Origin of the sequence: Streptomyces sp. NPDC006476 (assembly GCF_040612015.1) — a bacterium.
Classification (GTDB): domain Bacteria; phylum Actinomycetota; class Actinomycetes; order Streptomycetales; family Streptomycetaceae; genus Streptomyces; species Streptomyces griseorubiginosus_B.
Window position 1 is genome coordinate 13,362 of record NZ_JBEXPK010000084.1, and the last position, 19,919, is coordinate 33,280.

Below are 19,919 nucleotides of genomic sequence, written 5' to 3' on the forward strand. Positions count from 1 at the left end.
GTGCACTCTCGACTGCACCGGGCGGGCGGATCAGAACGACAGGATGCGGACGAGGGCCGGTGCCATCAGGAAGACGGCCATCAGGAAGACGATGGCCAGCGACGGCACATGCATCTTCTCGCTGGCCACGTTCGCTTTCTCCTTGCGGTCCGCGAGCAGTCCCCGCCGTACGACCTCGGCCTGGGACTCCAACTGGTCGTAGACGGCTGCCTGTTCCTCGCCCGCGAGGGACAAGCTGGCGGACAGTCGTGCGATGTCGGGCACGCCGAGCTCGGTGCCGAGTCCGCCGAGCGCATCCCACGGGCTGACCCCGGCCAGGCGGGCGTGTTCGACGGTGTCCCGGATCCGGACCGCGGCGCGTCCGTCACCCGACTCCACGGCCCGGGCGAGGGCCTCGGCCGCACCGGCGTCGGAGTTACGGGCCAGGGCGACGCGCTCCAGGACCGAGGCGATGTAGTAGCGGTACTCGAAGCGGGCGTCGGTGGCCATGTCGCGGACGTCGTCGAAGCATTTGAAGACCATGAACAGTGCGACGCCCACCCCGGCGGCCGCCGGGACGATGAACGGCAGTGTCAGACCGCCCAAGCGCAGCAGGAAAATGATCCACTGCGGGATGAGGAACCCGCCCAGCGCATACAGGGCGCAGCGGCCCAGCACCGAGGCCGGCGCCATCTCCAGCAGGTTCAGATCCCGGGCGGGCAGCCGCGTCACGAAGGCATCGGTTTCCATCAGCCGGGCGCCCACGCGGTCCGCCCACTTGGCGGACCCCTTCGCCGCCGTCCTGGTAGACGAGGTGCGCGGGGCGGGGGCGTGGGTGCGGCACAGGACCTGGTCGAGTGGGGTCCGCTTGGGCAGCAGGCTGCGCACGGTAAGTGTGCCGCCGAGCGCGGTCAGCCCGCCGAGCAGCATTGCGGGGACGGACAGACTCATGCCGCCTCACTCTCCTGTGCCTTCGCGCGTTCCTCGGCGGTGAGCAGGGTGCGCGGCTCTTCCTCCATCACAGCCATCTGGCGCAGCCACAGCAGCGACGCGACGAACAGCACGCCCAGCACCAGCAGCCCGAGCTGGCCGAGCGGGGTCGAAAACGGTTGCGAGTAGCTGCCGTTGACGAGGATCACGGTGACCACGGCGATCGCGAACAGGGACACCCGTCGGGCTTCGGAGCGGGCCTTGGCCCGCTCGGCATCGATGTCCCGTAGATCCGCGGCCTGCCGGGCGACCAGAGCGGCCTGCGCGGACAGCGCGCGCGCCAGGCCGGGGCCGCGGCTGGTGACGTGGTCCATGAACAACTGGGCGAGGTCGTCGCCGATGCGGCTGGCGAGGTCGTCGGCCAGTTGCCGGTAGGCCCATCGGGCGGGCATCCCGGAACTCAGCCGGTCGGCCAGTCGGCTCACCGGCCGCTGCAACAGGGCCGGAACCGTGTCGAGTTCGACGATCGTGGCCTCCAGCGGCTTGCCGCCGGCCCGCACGCTGGCGAGCTGCTGCAGCCACTCCGCGATCGCCTCCAGCCGGGCGACCTCCGTACGGCCGGAACCACCTGGGTAGAGCACGAACGGCAGCCCGGCCACCACTGCGAAGGCGAGCAGCCCGTGCACGGGCCACCCGGTGATGGCCCACATCAGTGCTCCCGCGACCGCGGCCCCGGCCAGCAGCAGCCGGTAGTTGTCCCGCCAGGCGGGCGGCAGTTCCTCAACTGCCCGCTGCAGACGGCCCCGCAGCCGGCCGGGCCGCACGCTGCGTGTGGCCGGCCGCCAGCCGCGCAATGCGGCGACGAGCCCGGTCAGGCTCAAGGCCACCACCGCGCCGGCGACCATGCCGAGCGCGGACAGGTACGACTGGGTCACGCTGCACCTCCCGCCCGGCGCAGCGGCCGCCACTGCCCGTTCGGATAGTCGATCAGCCAACGCCGGTGGAAGCCCTTGCGCTCCAGCTTGCGCAGCCGGCGCTCGTTCATCGGCGTGCGGGTGGGCATGGCCCGTGGCTCGCCCCCGTCCTCGCGGGGGGCAAAGAGCTGTGACAACGCCACTCCGCCGCCTTCGCTGCGGCCGGCCGTCTCCCATACGTGTGAGACGAACCGGTGCACCTGGCCGCCCTGGTCGGTCTCGTCGATCGCGTCCACGTACACGATGAGGTCGACGGCGGCCGCGATCAGCCGGTAGGCGGCCTGGTCGCTCAGCCCGGCCCTGGCCAGCGGCACCATCAGCCGGTCGACCACGGCTTCGGGGTCCTTCGCGTGCAGGGTGCACATCGACCCCGCACCGCCCGCGATCATCGCCTCCAGCATGGCGACGGCTTCATCGCCGCGGACCTCGCCGACCATGACCCGGGTGGCCTTGTAGCGCAGGGAGACGGGCACCAGGTCGGCGAGCGTGACCCGCCCGGTGGCGTCCCGCTCGCCGTTGCCCTCCCGCGTGCGGAAAGCGATCACATGAGCGTGCCGGTCCGGGTCGTCATGGTTCAGCCGCAGCTCCGGCTCGCTCTCCAACGTCGCCAGCCGCTCGTGAGCAGGAACTTCGCGGCCCAGGGCCCGCATGAGCGTGGTCTTACCCGTCGCCATGTCGCCGGCGATGATGATGGACAGGCCCGCTTTCACCGCGGCCGACAGGAACGAGGCAACGATCGTGTCGACGGTGCCCCACTGCTCCAGGTCGCCGAGGGTGGCCGCTTCCGCCGCGTGCCTGCGGATCGCGATCGTCACATCGTCCGTCAGCAGCGTGGCGGCTACACGGGAGCCGTCCGGCAGGTCGAACTCGACCTTTCCCGTGGCGTACGACAGCAGCCGCTCACCGTGCCCGGACGTCGCGGCCATCTGGTTGACCCACTCGACGGCCTGCGACCTGCTAGAGAATGGGGAGCGAACCCGCTCGCGCGGCGTGCCGTGGGAGTCGATGAACATCCACTCGCCGTCGACCAGGACGTCCTCCACGCCCGGCCGGTCAAGGACCCGCTGCAGCGCACCCGCCAGGAAGATCAGGTTGAAGACCTCGGTGCGGACCCGCTCCAACTGCTCGCCCGACAACGGCGGGTTCGTCAGGGACCACGCCTGAGCCCACCCCGCGACCCGGGAGCGCACCCGGGCGCGCACCACCTCTTCCAGGTCCTTCTCGCCCAGCGGCGCGCCGGCTTGGCGCCGGTCCTTCTTGACCTGGTCGACGTCGTCGGCGACCTGCTGCCGCAGCTTCGTTATCTCCCCCCAGGGCACGGGAAGCGCCCCGGGCAGCGCCGTTGCCGCCCCAATGTCGGCAGGCCCAGCCCCCGACGGCCCCGTGGCCGGGGGACCGGGTGCCGGGGCTGCCGGAGTCGCCAAGGGGACAGGTCCCGGCGCGGTGGCAGGCGGTGTGCGGTGTGCGGACGGGCGGGTCGCGGCGTGCTCGGACAGCAGGCCCCCCAGCCGGGTGGCCACGTTCTGTCCGTTGGTGCCGTTCGGGGTGCGCCAGTCAGTCATGCCGCACCCCCCGCTGGGCGAGGTGCTGGACGATCCGCTCCACCGCCGGAGTGGCCGCCCGTACCTGCCGCATCTGGAGGTGCAGGCGCCGCCGGTCGGCGTGTTCCCGCAGCGGCGCCATGGTCTCGCGCGCGGCGCGCATCAGCCGCGAGCGCGTCACCCCGCGCGGCATCCGTCCACCGGTACGCAGATAGGCGGCCGCGGTCTCGTCCCACGGAAGGGCTGCCAGCACCGGCGCGTCCAGGCCCCGGGCGACGTCGGCGGGCCGGTAGCCGTCACCGAGGACGAGCAGGCCCAGGGCCCGGGCGCCGGACCCGTGGGTGGCGAGATCGTCCTGGAGCGCGCGCACCATCGGGTAGGCGAGCGCCTGGGATTCCTCGGTCATGCGGACCACCAGCAGCACCAGGTCGGCCTCACGCAGTACGGGCGCGGGCGAGAGCACCGGGTGCAGGCGGCCGCCCTCGAGGACCATCCGCCCGCCATCGACCAGGACGTCCCAGTGCAGTTGCTGGTCCGTCAGCTGCAGCACGTTCAGCAGCGTCGGCCAGGTCGACGTCAGGGAAGCGGCCTGCCTCGGATCGATCAGCCCGGGCAGCGCCACCCGGTAGTCGCTGTCGTCCAACGGCCACAGATGCTGGGCGACCTGCGGCGTGAAATCCTGCTCGGCGCTGGCGCGTTCCCAGTCTGCCTGCGGCAGCCGGTGCAGCCCGATAGTCCCGTCCAGGCGTTCGTGGTGTTCCCCGCGCGGAACATCGCGCAACAGGCCGTGGCGCAACGTCCCGCCGGCCATGTCGAGTTCGGCCAGCAGCACCGGCCTGCGACTCGCCAGGGCCAGAGCTGCCGCCGAAGTGGTCACGCCGTCCGACTTCGCGGACACCAAAGCGATCAGAGCCACCGTCAGCTCCCGCTCTGGCGGGGCTGCCGTACAAGCGCGATCTGCTTGGCCGCGGCCTTAGTCGCCAGCAGGGGACCGTCCGCGGGCGCCACCACCAGGTTCACAACCAGGGCGCCCGTGGAGTCCGGGGTGCCGACCGACTTCACCGTCGCGTCGATCGTGGCAGGACTTTTGCTGCCCGTGGCCCCCGAGCCCGTGGCACCCGTGTCCGTTCCCTGGGCGGGAAGGACGACGGCGGCCACCTTGTCGCCCGGCCGGAGCTCGTCGCGCGGCACGTAGCCCCGCTTCAGTTCGACCCCGACCACCTGCTCGGTGTCTCCCAGTCCGCCGCGCGCGCTCAGCTGCGAGCGGGTGAGCAGGTCGCCGGGGTGAAGGTCGACGGCCGCGCGCTGGCCCACGATCGAGGCGCGGTCGGCGGCGGGGATGGGGGACAGGCCCGGATCGTCGGCGAAAGACACAACCTTCACGTCCTGTGCAGTGACCTGCTGGCCGACCGGGACATTCCGCGCGACGGCGAGAACGTCGGTCCGGTCCCCGGCCCTCGCCACGACGACCGCGCCGCCGAGCGCGCCGATCAGCGTGACCAGCGCCAGCAGGACGGGCACTGACCACGTGCGGCCGGATCGTTTCTTTGTGCCGGTGCTGACGGGCAGGTCGGGCTGCCGCGGGGCGTCGGTGCGCGGTGCAAAGGAGGTCTGTGTGCTGTCCATCGGCCTGAAGGCCCTTCGATCTCGTGCGACGTTTAGGAGTTGACGGCCTGGGACTCGACGATGGCCACGTTCACGGAGGAGTTGCGGACCTCGGTCAGCTGGCCGTTGATCCCGCCGCCGTTCCAGTTGATGACCCAGGTCGAGGTCGCAGTGACCTTGTACGTGCCGCCTGCTATGTCGCTGGACGGCTGGGTGTAGACGTAGCCGCAGTCCGGTGACCTCTTCAGCCCGAACGACGTCCGGTAGACCGTGCCGGGCGTCGTGCAGGTCACCGAGGACCCGTCTCCCATCGACCACACGACCTTCGCCACCTTCGCCGTCGCGGTCACCGTGACCCCGCCGGCCGTCGCGGTCGCGGTATTCGGACCCCATGTCGTCTGCGACGGGTCCACGGCCATCCACACCGGCATGCCCACCAGGCCCCGGCCGCCGGGCTTGGGGTTGATGTCGATGCGGGGGCCCAGCAGCGCCATGGAGTCGACGGCCCGCTGCGCCAGCTCCTGCGGATTCACCTGCTGCTGGGGCTGCCGACCGGTGGTGACGGCGACGAATCCTTCGGGATTGTTGAGGCCTCCGTCCGAACAGGAGTAGAAGTACAGGTCGTTCTTCTTCGGGTCGGCGCCCTTCCAGATCTCCTTCGCACTGGCCGGGGGCTTCGGGTCGATCTTGGTGTACTTGCACTTCAGCTTGCTGGCGCCGCCGCCCTGCGTGCCGGCCTGCTGCTTTGTCCCGCCGGCAGCGCCGGGCACATTGACATCGACACAGAACCTGACGACCCGGCACGTGCCCGCACCCACCCCCGGGCCATCGCCGGCCTGGGCGGTGCCCGCGGCGGCCAGGACGAGAGCGGCACCCAGGAGGGCCGGGCGTCGTATCAGCAGGTCTGCTTTTGCGCGGTCAATTCGGTGACCATCCACTTCGTCCCCCACTTCTGCAGCTGTGCGGTGCTGACGTATCTGATGAGCCGCGTTGACGGCAGCGGAACCTTCTTCTTCGTGGCCTTGTCGATCAGGGTCCAGTGCGAGGTGTCGACACAATCCGTGAGTGTGGCCTTGGGGATGTCGCCGCCGGTCACCTTGGGCGCACTGGGATGGATCACCGGTTTCCCGGTCGCGACCTGCCCGGCCTTGCGCATGGTTTCCAGGTCCTGCTCGACCAGGCCCAGGGCCTGCAACGTGGTGGTCTTCCGCAAGCCGGTGCCTGCGGAGGACGCCTTGGCGTAGGCCTCGGTCTGGGCCTGCCAGGACTGGGTGTAGGCGGCGAGGACAGCGGCCTGCTCCGGATCGACCGTGGAACGGGGGGAAGCGGACGCGCTCGCGCTGGGACTCGTGCCAGGCCTGGAGGGCGACGCCTTCGGGCCGTTGTCGCTGCAACCGGTCAGCGCCACCAGGCTTCCGGCGAGGAGCACTGCGGTGGTTAAGCGCTTCGGGATGCGGACAGCGGTGAGTGCCGCCGGGCGGCGTGGTGCTCGTGTCACGTGGTCTCCCCGTACGACGCGGTGCGGTCGACTGCTGCCCTCGGCGTCCGCGATGTGACGACCCAGAACTGCGGTCTGGTCCAGTTGCGGGTAATCCGTTTGCCTGATCGGAGGTTATGCATATGCCGGTCAACTTCCCACTGAGATATTTCAGTTCGTCCCTACAACCTGGGACGTATCCGGTCACTCCCGGAACTGTCCGTCCGCATGCGGTCCCTTGCGTTTGCTTTGTTCGGCAACCCAATAGGGGTAAGCGTCCGGTTTTCACAGAGAGCAACTCTTCAAAGGGACTTGGGTGAGGTTGATGCGTCACAGGTCCATCCACGGACGAGGCTCGCCACCGACCAGCGGCGACCATACGCGCCCGGCAGGACCCTCCTCTTCGAGGTCCTCCAGGATTGCGGCGCCAAGTGGTACCTGCCGGGCCATGGCAGCCACGAGGGGGTGCTGGGCGACCATGGCCTTCAGGTCGTTGGTGCGGCCGTAGAGGGACTGCCGGGAGGCCGCGGTCAGGACGAACAGGATGCGCGGGAAGACGGGGTACCAGCGCAACCAGGTCGGGCCGGAGACCACTGCATTGGGGCGAGGTCGTCGTCGGCCGATGAGCTGCGGCTGGTAGGACCAAAGGCGCGCGTAGTCGATCAGCTTCACGGCGAGGCGTTCGCTGCTCATGGTGGCGCGATCGACTTCGACGAAGGCCCGCAGCTTGCGGCGTTCGGTGCCTTCGAGGGCGGTGTAGTGCAGGACCGCGTCGGCGATCACGCGTTCGCCGTCGCCGATGGCGTGGGAGACCTCCGGCGTCCAGTCCCACGGGCCGTGCTCGTCGTTGCGGCGGCGGGCGTCGGCGGCGAAGGCCAGGTGGGTGCGCAGCACCGTCAGGGTGTGCGGGGTGCGCAAGGAGGCGGCGGTGGCTGACGTGATGGGGTAGGGCGGCCTGCCGCGCAGGGCGGGCCAGTCCCGGGTGAGGCGGGCCCCGTCGGGGGAGAGGAACCAGGCTCGGGTGCGGTTGGACTGGGGCAGCACGACGTAGTCGGCCAGACCGCGCGAACGCAGCATTTTCAGCGGGCCGGAGAGTACGAAGCGGGTCGCCTGCGGCCGCAGGAGCAGCAGGAGTTGGCTGGTGGTGGCGATGCGGTGCTGGGCGAGGGCCGCCAGTATCTGGTGGTGCAGTGGCTCTGACGGACTCGGAGCCAGCCCGGAGGAGGTGGGTTGGAGCGTCTTCGCGGACATCAGGAGTACTCCTTCTTCTTCTGCAAGGACACCGGCGGTTTGACGCCGGAATTCGCTTTGGCGGGGGCGAGTTCGGTGAGGAAGGCTTCCACTCGGCCGTGTTGGGCGGTGGCCTGTGCGGTGAGCTGCGCCAGCGGCGCCGTCTGGGCTGTTGCGCGAGCGGTGCGCTCGAGGGACGCGGCCTGGTGGGGGCGGGCTATGCCGGCGAAGACGTCGTCGAGGTGGGGGCCCGTGATCTGGGCGGGTCCGATCCGGCGGCCGTCAACGGTCAGGGACATGTAGTGATCGAAACGCTTGAGGGTGGCGACGACATCGGGGCCAGGGGTGTCTCCCCACTCAGCGGTGATGGGTGCGATCGCCGACCGGGATCCTGCCGTGGACGCGAGCGTTGAGGCGTTTTGCAGCAGGGACTGGCGTACGGGGCCGGGAAGACGGGAGAGCAACTGGGTCATGCCGTGGACCTGGCACTTGTACTTGCGGAAGTCCTCGAACATCGACGCGATCGTTTCCGGGGCGGCACCGGTCAGCGTGATCAGTTCGTCGAAGTACGCGCGAAACGGCACTCGTCTGTCGGGTGCGGTGTCGCGACGGGAGCGCACGGCCCTAAGCAGGTCCCGGGCGAGCAGGGCGGTCAGCAGCCGGTCGGTGGGCCCGTTGCCGCCCGGGCACACCCACACGATCATGCGTTCGTCCATGGAGGTACGGATGTTGTAGACCCCATCCGGCTGTCCCAGGAAGGCGCGGGTGACTGGATTGGCGGCCAGCCGGGCGATCGGGTTGAGAACGACGCCGTAGGCGTCTGCGGGCAGCGCAGGAAATGTGGTGTCCCACCACGAGCGCGTCTCCTCGTCCAGCCTGTTTTCCACCGCCGCGAGCGCCGCGTTGCGGAAGGAGTCGTCGGTGAGCATCGCCCGCACTTGGAAGATCGTGGCCTGGTCCTTGGGTCTTCCTGCACGGCAAGCAGCCTCATTGACGGCGACCAGGACCGTGAGGGCCGCGGTGAGGATGGCGAGCGCGCGCGGCGCGGTGGCATCGTCCCAGCCGAGAGCAGCCGCGCAGGCATCCGCCGTGGATTCCACAACCTCATGCGCCACTTGCCCTTGATGCATGCCGATCGGGTTCCACGAGCTGAGCCGGGCGGTGGGCCCGTGGGCGTTGAGGTCGACCAGCGCGATGCGCTCCATGAGATGGTCGTGAGCGAGGAAGGGCACGGCGCGGGGCCAGGAGTCACCGTGCGGATCGAGGAACATCAGCCCGCCGCCGGCATGCGCCCAGCCGATCGCCTGTGCCAGAGCGCGTTCGGTCTTCCCGCCACCCGCCTTGCCCACGCCGACCTCGAACAGGGTTTCGGCGGCGTGCGTGGCCACCAGACGGCTCCGCCCGTCGGGCGTGCGGTAGATGCCTTGCAGCAGCAGAGCCGGGTCGCCGAATTCGAAGGTCGGCAGGTCGCCGGCCAGCAGTGGCACCCGGCAGTGCACGGTGGGCGGTTTGAGCAGGCCCACGAGCTCATCCAGCCGCACCCAGTTGGCCCTGGGGGGCTGGCAGTGCCCCAGCAGCCAGCGGCGCTCGAAGGCGCCGCGGGTGGGCCAGTGATCGGCGCCGATACGCCAGGGCCCGAGCCGCCAGCCACGCATGGCCCACCGTGCTTGGCCGCCGAAGACATCGAATGCGGCCTGGAGCTGAGCGAGCCTGGCCTGTGCGCGCCCCTCGATGTTGGAGGCACACATCACCAGCAGCTGCACCCGCACGAGGTGGTCGTCGTCGGCGAGCTTGCCCAGGGCCTCGGCGGGGTCGACCCGGCGGGGCACCGGCGGCATGACCAGCCGCCGTCCGGAGCCGATCCCGCCGGACCGCGAACCGAGCAGCTGCTGCAGCTGCCAGGTCAGTGAGTCTTCAACTCCGCTGGCGTCCTGCCGCAGCCAGCGGGCGGAGCGCTGGGCTTCGCGCCGCTCGGCGCGGCGCGCGGCGCCCATCAGCTGCAGACGGCGTGCCCGCAGCGCCCACTTGGGGGCCCGCTGAATGTCGAGGCGGATTTCGGCGAGGTCGCCGAGTTCGGCGCGCAGGTCGGAGACGGCGTCGACGAGGGGCTGCAACGGGTCGGGTTCGAGCGGAACCTCACGCAGCGGCGCGACGAGCTTGCCACGCAGGATGAACTCTGCTCGCACCGTATGCTCGCGGGGCTTGTCGGCGATCGGCCGGGCCGGGCTGACGGCGACGTCCGGCCCGAAGGGGGTGATGGACAAAAGCCGTTGGGCACCGGCCGGGCCCTCGATGCGGTAGCGCAGCGGTGTGCTGCCGTCCGCGCGCAGTCGTATCTGCACGGTCTTTGCCCGGCGCGGAGCCCACCAGGGCATGGCGGTGGAGGCGCGGGCGAGCTGGACGCCGCGGCGGAAGATCTCCTCCAGGCTCGGGTCGAAGTGCCTGCCGGGCACGAGCTCAAGAGCCATACGCTCGGCGGAAGCCTTGGCCGCGAGGCGGCGTACCACCTGCTCACCGGCGCCCCAGCACACGGCGATGGCCAGGGCCAGCAGGTACCAGTGGCCATAGAGCCAGTCGACGGCATCGGCGAGGCCGGTGACCACGCCGAGTATCTGACCAGCAGCCGTGCCATCGCCCCGGGCCATCAGGTAGGGGACTGCGGAGTCCACGTCTCGGTTCCCTTCGTTGACGTTGTCCGGGTGAAGTGAAAGTCGGTGATGCGGCAGTCGGTGAAGGTGCCGCCGCGGTCCAGGCCCGCCCACACCAGATGGACCACCGCCTTGTCCGGGCTGCCTTCGCGGCGGGCGATCGCGGCCTGGATGCGGAAGCGGGCGGTGGCGAACGCCGGTGCCACCGCCTGGCTCCCGTCGGGAAAGACCGTGGGCCACTTCGCGCGGCCGATGCCGGTGGCATCCGCGCGCAGCAGCGCACGGCCGGCGGTGAGCAACTCCCGCTCCTCGGCGGCGGGAAGGTCGGCGGGCCAGGCGGCCTCCAGGGAGCGCTGGATGGACCGGTCACCGGCCACCCCCTCGCCGTGCGGCGGCAGATGAGACGTGACGACCGGCGGTGTTCCCGCCGCGACCGTCGTGGGTGCAGCCAGGGTCACCGCCGGCTTCCGTCCGGGCGTGGGCGGCGTGGTTGACGGGTTGGTGGTCGCCTGCGCGATCCGCGGCGGCGCCGGAGCCGAGGGCGGATGACCGGGCGGCATGCCCAGCAGAGCGATCCCGGCGACGGCGAGCAGGGCGGTGCTCAGCACCAGTAGATGAGGTGAGCGCGGGACGGTCGTCACAGCAGCCGCGCTCCCCCCGCATAGCCCGGCATCGCGGTGACCGCGTCCAGGCGGACGACCGTGCCCGGACGGGCCGCGTTGATCATCTGGCCGCCGCCGGTGTAGATGCCGACGTGGTAGATGGTGGAATCGCGTCCGGGGGCGTAGGCGTAGAAGACGAGGTCGCCCGGCTTGAGGGCGCCGGCGCCGACTCGGGCGGGGATGCGCAGGCCGATGCCGGCCTGCGCGGCCGCGGTGCGCGGCAGGCTGATGCCGGCCCTCGCGTACGCGTACAGGGTCAGTCCGGAGCAGTCGAATCCCTTGACGGTCGCGCCGCTCCTGCCGCCGGGCGAGCAGCAGATTCCGTAGGAGGGGCCGTTCGCGGTGCCGCCGCCCCACGAGTAGGGCACGCCGCGCTGGGTGAGCGCCGCGGTGATGACGGTGCGGACCGTGCCCGAAACGTTCTTGAGGTTGGGATCCTTGGCGGCCTGCGTGTACTGGTCGATCCACCCCAACACGTCGGCCACGTACGCGCCGGAGCGGTTGTACTGCCAGATCGCTGCCCTCAGCTGCGACTGCCGGGTCAGGTCACGTCCGCTGCCGCACAGATAGACCGCAGCCCCGAGCGCGGCGTCGTCGGCGTTGTGCGGGTCGGCGATCTTGTCCCCGTTGCCGTCCTCGCCGATCGACTCCCACGTGGAGGGCAGGAACTGGAAGGGGCCGACGGCCCGCTCACCAGTGGCGGTGCCGTCCCACCTGCCGTCGTCGGTGTCGGGCACCGCGGTGGTGTTGCCACCCGCACCGGAGCCATTGAGCAGTACCCCGTAGATCTTCGGGCGGATGTCGCCGCCTGCGGCGATGTCCCGGCCGATGGCGTGGTTGGACTCGACCTTGGCGATCCCGGCGAGGATCGGCCAGCGCATACCCCGGCACTTGGGCACGTACGTGCCGACCTGCTGAACCGCCTTCTTGTAGGCGGTCAGCATCCGTGGCGGGATGTCTGCGGCGCTGCCCCCTTCGGCGATCCCCCCGTCGTCCTGGGCGCCCGCCTCCAGCGCGACGTACGCGCTGATCGCGTTGCCGACCGGTGCGGCACAGCACACGGCGGCGAACATCAGCAGCGCCACGATGCATCCCCACCGCTGGATGCGGCGTCCCGGTGGCCTCACTCGTCTGCTCCGTCCTCGCGCCGCCACCGCTCGCGCATCTCCCGCAACGCTTCGGCCTTCCGCATCGCCTCCTGTATCCGGGACTGGTTGCCAGCACGTGGGGAGTCCTCCTGACCACTGGCGCCAGACATCCGAGGCAGCGGATCAGGCCCTTCGCGAGGGGGGAGTGGGGCCGTCGGCGGAGTTGTCGCAGCGCTGCCCTGCGAAGTGTTAGGCCGCTTGCGGGCAGGACGCGCGGCAGAGGCCGGCCGCGGGGCGGGGGACGCAGTGACAGGCAGGCGGCGGCCAGCGAACGAGAGAGCGCCACCTTGGTCGTCGGTGTGCTGACCCAGGACGCGGGCCACATGCTGGCCGGTGTCTGCCCAGGCGCGGCCGTCCTCGCGGACGGTGTTGCCCCAGACCCGCACTTGCTGGCGAGCGTCCTGGGAGTAGCGCGATCCCCCCAACCGCGCCCGGCGGACGTTCGCCGGCAGGCCGACGGTTGCCCCGTACGCGGCCCGCCCGCTCCGGTTGAGGATGCGATAGCCGCGGAAGCGGACCAGCCGGTTGTGGGCCCGCGTCGACAGCAGGGTGCGATCGGCGTTCTGGTCGTGCAGCACCTGGCCGGTGTCGCGGTCGACGATCTGGCCCTCCGCGTTGCGGTACCGGTCCGGTGGGCCCGATGGCCGTCGCGGCCCCGCGCCACCAGGACCACCGTCCCCGCTCTCCAGCGGCCTATCCGCCCCCGGGTCGCCGTCGGCGGTGGGCTTTTGCCACTTCGCCAGCTGCTCTTGGTCCGGACGGCGTCCGACCAGCAGGCCGTAGGCACCTTGGACGCCCAGCCGTGCGCCCAGGCCGCCCACGGCTGCCGCGGCGGTGAGCGGTGCGAGCCCGCGGCCGGCCTCGGCGGTGGCATCGGCGAGGACTCGGCCGGTGTCGACGGGCAGGCCTGCGCCGTCGGCGAGGGAGGCAAGCGCGCTCATCAGCCGCTGCCGGGTGCCGAGCAGCCCGAACCTGCTGCCTCCTGCGCCCGTGAAGGCGCGCAGACTTGCGCCGTATCCACCCAGTGCGGCGGGGGAGTTCAGGGCGAGGGCGGCGCCGAGCTCGGAGGTGTCGCCCGGCAGGTGGGTGCCGCCGACCTTGGCATAGCGCATCCGTAGGGCCATGCGCCGTCCGAAGGAGGCGATCCCCGCCAGCAGGCGGCGATGTCCGGCCGCGCCGACGATCGCAAGCACATCGATGAGCAGGATCCGCTCGACCATCAGGTTGGGGCCGTTGGTGAGGACGGCGTCGATCGCGATGCCGAAGAAGGGGATGAACGCGCAGATCCCGACCGTGGCGATCAGGGCGATGCCCCAGATCGACAACCACTTCCACACCGCCTGCCGTGGCGGGCCGGGCAGCATGGCCGCGACGAACGTGACGCCCCCGCCAGCCGCTGCCGCGGCACAGATGCCCTGGATGCCGAGCAGGACGATCGCGCTGGACAGCAGCATGCCGCAGATGAACAGCGCGGCGATCAGCAGCAGGAAGGCGCCACCCACCCGCCACCAGGTGGGTTTCTCCGCGTAGGCGGCGCACGACGTGCCGACCGGGCCGGCCTTCTTCATGTCGGCGAGAAATGCGGCGAACGCCTGGTCCTCGTCGCTGACGATCGCCTGGGAGGCGTCCAGGAGCTCGCCGCCGGGCGTGAGCGAGGGGAGATCGTCACCGGCGGCCTTGGCGTCGACGTCGCGCTCGCAGTACTTCCTGCCCGGCCCGTGGATCAGGTGACAGGGATCCTTCGCCCTGTCCGACGCGGTCGAGCTGGGCAGGTATCCGCCGGTGACCCACTTCAGATGGACGGCGTAGGCCTTGCGGTCCGCAGTCTTGGCCGGGTCCAGGATCCGCCCGTACTGAAGCAGCATGTACGGCTTCACGATCAAAGCGTTGGTGATCGCGTCCTGGATGGGCCGGGCCACCTCTGTCGAGGAGACCGGGCCTTCGCCTTCCTGCTCTTCGCAGGTGAGCTCGGCGTGGCCGGCCATGCCGTCACAGGGGCTCTTGCTGGCGAGTTTGCCGCCCCAGTCGTAGGAGTTGACGGATCGCTGGGCGACCTCGGTGGCCACCTGCTGGGACTGCCCCAGTGGACCGTCCGGGCCGAGCAGGGTGTCGGGGCGGATGAGAGCCGAGGCGGCGATCGCCCCGATGAGCAGGGTGAGGAAGATTTCGCCCAGACCGCGGCCGACCCGTCCGCGCACGATCATGAAACCGGCGAAGACGAACGCCCAGGCCAGCAAGAGCCCTTTGATCCCAAGCGTGTCGACGACCACGTGGTCGTAGGCGTCGGCGGCTTTCTGTGCCGGGTGGGTGAGGAGCTTGAGCAGTGGAAAGCGGAAGGCAACCTCGATCGCCCACCCGGCCAGCCCGACCAGCAGCCGGATCAGGGTGAACAGCCCGGACAGAGCGAACGCGAGGGCCTGCGTTTTGAAGGCGACGATGGAGCCACCGGAGGCGTTCAGGTCGTAGCCGTCGATCGGCACGCCCTCGGACGAGTAGATGTTCAGCGGGGCCAGCAGGTCTCCGGTGTCGCTGGTGTTGCCCGCCGCGTACACGACCTGGGTGTTGACCAGGAGGAACACACTGGTGAGCAGGACGACGAAGCCGGCTGAACGCAGCCTCGCGCGGTCTGGTCGGAACACGTCAGCGCCGCCTTTGGCCACGGGCGCCGCGCAGCCGCCACACCATCAGGGCAGCCACACCCGACCCAGCGGTCCACAGCATCCACGCTGCACTGGCAACGTCCTGCTTTTCGCGCGCCGTGGCCGTGGTCGTGGCGCCGCGCTCGCAGTAGCCCTTGGCCGGCCCCACGATCAGTGCGCAGGGATCCTGGTGCACGGTGCGGGTGCCGGCGGCGAACGCCTGCCCGGTGTGCGGCCACCACGCCTCCGGCACGCCCGCCCCCAGCACGAGGACGACCGCGCAGACCAAGGCGACGATCACGGCGAGGACGCTCGCGGCCGCGGCGATGCGACGGGAACGGTCCCAGGATGCGGCGGCCATCACGCGTACTCCCTTGAGAAGGCGTCGTCATCCGGCCGGACACCGGGTGCGGACGGTGGGGCAGCACTGGGACGGCGCCCTGGCGTGGTGGTGATGGACGTGGCAATGCGCGGGATGCGGGGAACGCAGACCTTGACGCGGCCGGTGTTCTGCCGCGGGCAGGTGAGCAGGAACTCGCCCTCCCGGCCCTTTTGGCCCACTGGGGACAACCCGGTGGTCACCAGCCGCACAAGGTCCGGATCACCTGGGTCCAGCCCGACGAACTCCAGGCCGCGGCGGGCCCGTTCGCGGTCTGCGGTGCGGGCCAGGGCCCGGTAGGCCATCAGGCCGCGGTCGGGGCCAAGTTCCTCGGCATCGTGCGAGCCCGCCAGCAGGCCGGCGCCGTGCTTGCGGCCGTCGTGGAGGATCTCGTGGACCAGGGCCGTGCCCTCGGCGGACGAGGTCAGCCAATACAGCTCGTCCAGGACCACCGCCGTGAACCGCTCGGGGTCCTCGAACGCCGTCTGCCGGGCGATCGCGGCAATCAGATAAAGGACCGCCCGGCCGATCAGCGCCTCCAGCGGCTGCTGGTGGAGGATCTCGGGGTTGGCGAACGCGGTCTTCGGGGGCAGCTTCAGCCCGGTGGTGGTGATCACGATCATGTCGGAGGTACTGGAGGCGTCCAGCCTGACCGGCGGCAGCGTCGGGTCGAAGACCATCGCCGCCAGGGAGTTGGTGGCGACGATGCGGATGAGGCCGGCGAGGGTGGCGGCCGCGTCCTGCCGCTTGCCCGCCTCGCGCGCGGCCATCTCCTCGAGGACCTCAAGAACGCGGTGCATGGACGGTTCGGGACTGGCGGCGGCCTGTTCGACGGCATGGTGGAGGACTTCGCCGTTGGTGCTCATCGGGCCGATGCCGAGCTGCAGGGTCAGGTAAGACAGGGCGTAGTGGCGGCCCTCGGGCCCGTCGAACGTGCGCAGCGGGTCGATGGACACCTCGGCCTGGGCGGCGTCGATGATCTGGACGCGGCCCTGGGCGGCGGTGCGGGCGAAGGTGGCCCACTCGCGGACCGGGGTGCGGTCGATGCAGATGGCGCAGCCGCCGCGCGCCCACACCGCTTCCGCGATCAGTTTCTGCAGCACGCTCTTGCCCGCGCCGAGATCCCCGACGATGCCCATGGAGGCGGAGGCGTCGACCTTGGGCGCGTCCGCCACGTTGATCATCACGGGGCGGGTGGTGCCCGAGTCCAGGTCGATGCCGAGGAACATGCCGTTCGGGTCGCCGACCTCCGCGGCGGTGAAGGCCCCGGAAAGCGCCCAGTCCTCAGAGACCTGGTGCTGGGTGAACTCCCGTACGACACCCGGCCGCACCATGCCGGGCAGGCCCAGGCTGAACAGGGCCTCCTGCAAGCCGGCCGGCCGCACTGCGCGATAGTCGGCTCCACCGAGCAGTGCGGCCAGGGCGCGCGCCCTGGCGTCGCAGACGGCGGCGGTCGGCCCCCAGACCGTCAGCACCGTCACGGACTGCACCTCCACCTCGACCGACGTGCGCGACAGGCGGGCATCGAGCTCGCCCAGGTCGCGGGCGGCCTCGGTCAAGGAGGCGGGCATGCCGGTGGGGCGGGCGTCGTACTGGTCAGCCTGGTCGATCAGTTCGTTCTTCTTGCGCCGCACCTGATCGCGGGCCTTCTCCGCGGGCACCAGCGTGAGATCGATGGTGTAGTCGACGGGAAAGTCGAGCATCTCCAGCTGGGCGAACAGGTCCGCGGCATCCTGGCTGACGGCGGGCGGGCACTCGGCCAGCGCCAACTGCGCCTGGTAGCCCACCCCTTGATCGGACTCCACCTGCAGCCAGCGCCGCCCCAGCGGCGAACCGGTGCTCAGCCGCCACCAGGCGGTGCGGCCCGACCGTGTGATCCGGCCCGCGCTCTTGAGCTCGTCGACGTCGTCGAGCTCGGGGTCGATGCCGCCTTCCTGCAGACGCACCTGACCGAGGTCGGCGTAACTGGGGGAGCGCAGCACCCCGTCGCGGAGCTGCCCGCCATACATGTCGCTGGTCTCGGCCTCGGCCAGCAGCGGCTCGGCGAGGCCGCGGTGCAGGGCGTGCTGGATCATCCACACGATCTCCGCCGGGCGGGCGGGGCGGAACGTGATGCCGCCGCCAAGGGAGGCCTCCACCCGTGAGGCTTGTTCTTGGTACGCGGTCACTTCCCGGCGTGCCACAGGCGCGGGCCGCATGCCCAGCATCGGCGCAACCTCGCTCCACGCGGCACGGAGAGAAGCAGATCCCTGCAGGCCGGCAGTCTCGCCCTGCAGGGGCACGGCCAACCACAGAGTGCGGCGGTGCATCTCCTGCTCGTCCAGCAGATCCAGGGTGGCCTCGACGTTCTCCACCCAGGGATGTCTGCCTGCGCCGGGTTCTTCCTCGGCCGGCTCGATGCCCTCGATCATCCTGAGGGCGATCTCACCCGGGTCGATCTGCGCACACAGCCCGAACAGGCGCGGGGCCCCGGACAGCGAGCGCACCAGATGGGTGATCTTGGCGAGCTGTTCTTCGCGGACGGCAGGCGGCAGGTAGGTGCCCTGGACGGTTTCCTCGCGCTGGCCGTGAGCGTCCGGACCGGGGTGCAGGCGGTAGAGGGCCCACACGTGGCCCTGCGTGGACCACACCAGGTGTCCGGCGATGTGACGGATCGGCACTCTCATCGCGCACTCCCGCTCTGTTGGGCGCGCATGAGCAGTTGCTGCACACCCGACACGGGCGCCACCTGCACTGCGGGAGCGACTGGATCCACGGACCGGTGGGCGGACGAACGGCTGGTGGCCAGCCGCGAGAGTGGCGCCTGAGAGGCATGCCGACTTGCCGCGCGGGACGCTGCGGCTTTGCCTGCATCGGCAGCCGGGCGTGGGTCCTCGATGGTGAAGCCGCCGAGCAGCGGGTGCGCAGCGCGGTCGCGGGCGGCACGAGCGCCGATCCGCCCTGCTCTCGGCTGACAGCCGAGCAGCACCCAGCCCAAAGCGGCCTGCATCGGCGCACGGCCACGGATCTTGGGCCGACGCACGACCCAAATGGCCAGGATCCACGCGACGATGGGGACGGGCCCCATCCACGACCACCAGCCGATCGTCTTGATCAGCAGGAAGCCGCCGCCGACCGCGAGTGCGATCTGGGCAGGGGTGTAGGGACCGAGAGGGATCCTCCAGTCGGCGACCTTGCCCAGCACCCAGGGATGGCGGCGGGCGGCGGTGTAGAAGCGGCCCACCCGCGCCGCGGCCGCGGTCACAGCCCACCCCCGGCGGTCGGCGAGTGGTCACGAGAGGCTGGGAGCTCGGCGGGGTGGACGCCGGGGACCGCGGGTGCGCCCTGGGAAGGATGCTTCACCTCATCCTCGAACATGCTCGCGAGGCTGTCGCGCGAGTGGTACAGCCCAAGCGCGGCGATCATCAGCAGCAGGGCGCCGATACCCGCCTTCAGTGAGAACTTCTGGATCATGGTGAGGACGACGAGAACGAGCAGACCGGCCTCCAGCCCTTTGGCCGCCCAGTTCTTGAACATGTCGATCCAGCTGTTGCCGAGATCGTCCAGCTGCCCGGCCAGCATCAGGCTGTGCACGGTGTTCATCGGGCATCCCCGCCCTGAGCCGCCCCCGAGTCCAGCGCCGCGATGTCCCACCGGCCCGAGCGGGCTGTCAGCGTGAGCTCGTAGGCCAGCGGCCACCGGCCGACCGCATCCCGGGCCTCCACCAGAGCCAGAACATGAACCTGCGTGCCGTCGGCGGGAACCCGCGCCGCGGCCGCGGTCTCCTCAACGGCCGACACCTGCTGAACGGAGATCGCAGAGTACGGGGCGGGGGAGACCGGCGCCAGCTTTACGCCGGGGGCGAGATAGCGATCAACGTCACCGGCCCCAGTCAGATAGACGGCAAGGAACTCCCCCACGGCAGAGGGAAGATCACCCTCCGCAACAGTCACGTCGTACCGCGACTTCGGTACGGCGGCCCGAACCGGACCCGCCACCACGCCCGGCGCACCAGTCACCGCGAACGAGGTGCCCGTTCCGTTGGCGACCACCGGCACCACGTAGTAGCGGATAGACCCATCGGCGTACTGCGCAGCCACCGTCACCGACCACGCACCGCCGGCACGCTGCGCAGTGCGCAGCACCGACACGGACCGCGGCGCCGGTGGCGCATCGGCGGTCGGTTGCGGCAACTCCACGCCCGGCGCCATCGACTGCGCAAGTCGCGCCTGCGCACTCGTCGCCTCGTCCGCGCTACTGCGCAGCCATGCGCTGACGAACAATTGCGCATAGCCGCCCGGGTCGACCGGAGCCACCTCGGTGCGCGCCGCGGTGGGCTTGTCCGAGGGAGCCGCCTCGACCGTGGTCGGGGTGGACGCGACGGTGACGGCCAGGGCAACGGGGCCGGCCGCAATGACTGCCCAGACCGCCAGGCGCGAGAGGCGGACGCGGCGCCGCATCGCCTCCAGCGCCACACCGGCCGCCACCGGGGCGGCAGCCTCGCTCTGCGAGGCCCGCTTGCCAGGAGACATGGTCAAACTCCAAGGTCACAGGGAAGGTTGCTGCCCTTGAGAAGACCCGGCAGCCCCGACCCGACCACAGACCACGAACCCCCGACCACGGTCACGATGAGGACACGAAACTCATGGTCTGGGCTGTGGGGGAGGCCCCGCACTTCAACCCGGTGTTCTACACCCTCGACCTGCTCCTGCCGGTGATCTCCTTCGG

17 protein-coding genes are annotated in these 19,919 nt (G+C 70.7%); all 17 read right to left on the minus strand.

The features are described from left to right. Window positions 1-30 precede the first annotated feature (30 nt). A complete protein-coding gene (locus ABZZ74_RS45260; protein ID WP_356949970.1) occupies window positions 31-930 on the minus strand; it encodes a type II secretion system F family protein in 900 nt (299 codons plus the stop codon). Continuing rightward, window positions 927-1,844 (minus strand): hypothetical protein, encoded by a 918-nt coding sequence (locus tag ABZZ74_RS45265; protein ID WP_356949971.1) that lies wholly within the window; start codon window positions 1,842-1,844, stop codon window positions 927-929. The genes ABZZ74_RS45260 and ABZZ74_RS45265 overlap by 4 nt, the downstream gene beginning before the upstream one ends. After that, entirely contained in the window at window positions 1,841-3,445 is a 1,605-nt protein-coding gene (locus ABZZ74_RS45270; RefSeq protein ID WP_356949972.1) for a CpaF/VirB11 family protein, read from the minus strand. Before ABZZ74_RS45270 ends, ABZZ74_RS45265 begins: the two co-directional genes overlap by 4 nt. Further along, the gene (locus ABZZ74_RS45275) at window positions 3,438-4,340 is read right to left on the minus strand and encodes a hypothetical protein (protein WP_356949973.1); all 903 of its coding nucleotides are present in this window, start codon (window positions 4,338-4,340) and stop codon (window positions 3,438-3,440) included. Before ABZZ74_RS45275 ends, ABZZ74_RS45270 begins: the two co-directional genes overlap by 8 nt. 2 nt (window positions 4,341-4,342) lie before the next feature. Next, complete coding sequence (locus ABZZ74_RS45280; protein ID WP_356949974.1) at window positions 4,343-5,050, minus strand: SAF domain-containing protein; 708 nt, start codon at window positions 5,048-5,050, stop codon at window positions 4,343-4,345. A 32-nt stretch (window positions 5,051-5,082) separates the two neighbouring features. Continuing rightward, complete coding sequence (locus tag ABZZ74_RS45285) at window positions 5,083-5,799, minus strand: ATP/GTP-binding protein (protein ID WP_356949975.1); 717 nt, start codon at window positions 5,797-5,799, stop codon at window positions 5,083-5,085. A gap of 125 nt (window positions 5,800-5,924) precedes the next feature. Beyond that, the gene (locus ABZZ74_RS45290; RefSeq protein ID WP_356949976.1) at window positions 5,925-6,527 is read right to left on the minus strand and encodes a hypothetical protein; all 603 of its coding nucleotides are present in this window, start codon (window positions 6,525-6,527) and stop codon (window positions 5,925-5,927) included. Between the two features lie 309 nt (window positions 6,528-6,836). Next, on the minus strand, window positions 6,837-7,757 hold the full coding sequence (locus ABZZ74_RS45295) for a replication-relaxation family protein (protein WP_356949977.1): 921 nt from the start codon (window positions 7,755-7,757) through the stop codon (window positions 6,837-6,839). Further along, entirely contained in the window at window positions 7,757-10,405 is a 2,649-nt protein-coding gene (locus ABZZ74_RS45300) for an ATP/GTP-binding protein (RefSeq protein WP_356949978.1), read from the minus strand. Before ABZZ74_RS45300 ends, ABZZ74_RS45295 begins: the two co-directional genes overlap by 1 nt. Next, window positions 10,381-11,025 (minus strand): hypothetical protein, encoded by a 645-nt coding sequence (locus ABZZ74_RS45305; RefSeq protein WP_356949979.1) that lies wholly within the window; start codon window positions 11,023-11,025, stop codon window positions 10,381-10,383. Before ABZZ74_RS45305 ends, ABZZ74_RS45300 begins: the two co-directional genes overlap by 25 nt. Beyond that, window positions 11,022-12,173: a bifunctional lytic transglycosylase/C40 family peptidase gene (locus ABZZ74_RS45310; protein ID WP_356949980.1), complete on the minus strand. Its 1,152-nt coding sequence runs from the start codon at window positions 12,171-12,173 to the stop codon at window positions 11,022-11,024. Before ABZZ74_RS45310 ends, ABZZ74_RS45305 begins: the two co-directional genes overlap by 4 nt. After that, window positions 12,170-14,833, minus strand: coding sequence for a hypothetical protein (locus ABZZ74_RS45315; RefSeq protein WP_356949981.1), 2,664 nt, complete (start codon window positions 14,831-14,833; stop codon window positions 12,170-12,172). Before ABZZ74_RS45315 ends, ABZZ74_RS45310 begins: the two co-directional genes overlap by 4 nt. A 1-nt stretch (window position 14,834) precedes the next feature. Further along, complete coding sequence (locus tag ABZZ74_RS45320; protein WP_356949982.1) at window positions 14,835-15,194, minus strand: hypothetical protein; 360 nt, start codon at window positions 15,192-15,194, stop codon at window positions 14,835-14,837. Beyond that, window positions 15,194-17,878, minus strand: coding sequence for an ATP-binding protein (locus ABZZ74_RS45325; protein ID WP_356949983.1), 2,685 nt, complete (start codon window positions 17,876-17,878; stop codon window positions 15,194-15,196). The genes ABZZ74_RS45320 and ABZZ74_RS45325 overlap by 1 nt, the downstream gene beginning before the upstream one ends. Further along, on the minus strand, window positions 17,875-18,456 hold the full coding sequence (locus ABZZ74_RS45330) for a hypothetical protein (RefSeq protein ID WP_356949984.1): 582 nt from the start codon (window positions 18,454-18,456) through the stop codon (window positions 17,875-17,877). Before ABZZ74_RS45330 ends, ABZZ74_RS45325 begins: the two co-directional genes overlap by 4 nt. Next, a complete protein-coding gene (locus ABZZ74_RS45335; protein ID WP_356949985.1) occupies window positions 18,453-18,794 on the minus strand; it encodes a hypothetical protein in 342 nt (113 codons plus the stop codon). Before ABZZ74_RS45335 ends, ABZZ74_RS45330 begins: the two co-directional genes overlap by 4 nt. After that, complete coding sequence (locus tag ABZZ74_RS45340) at window positions 18,791-19,723, minus strand: conjugal transfer protein (protein ID WP_356949986.1); 933 nt, start codon at window positions 19,721-19,723, stop codon at window positions 18,791-18,793. Before ABZZ74_RS45340 ends, ABZZ74_RS45335 begins: the two co-directional genes overlap by 4 nt. Window positions 19,724-19,919 lie beyond the last annotated feature (196 nt).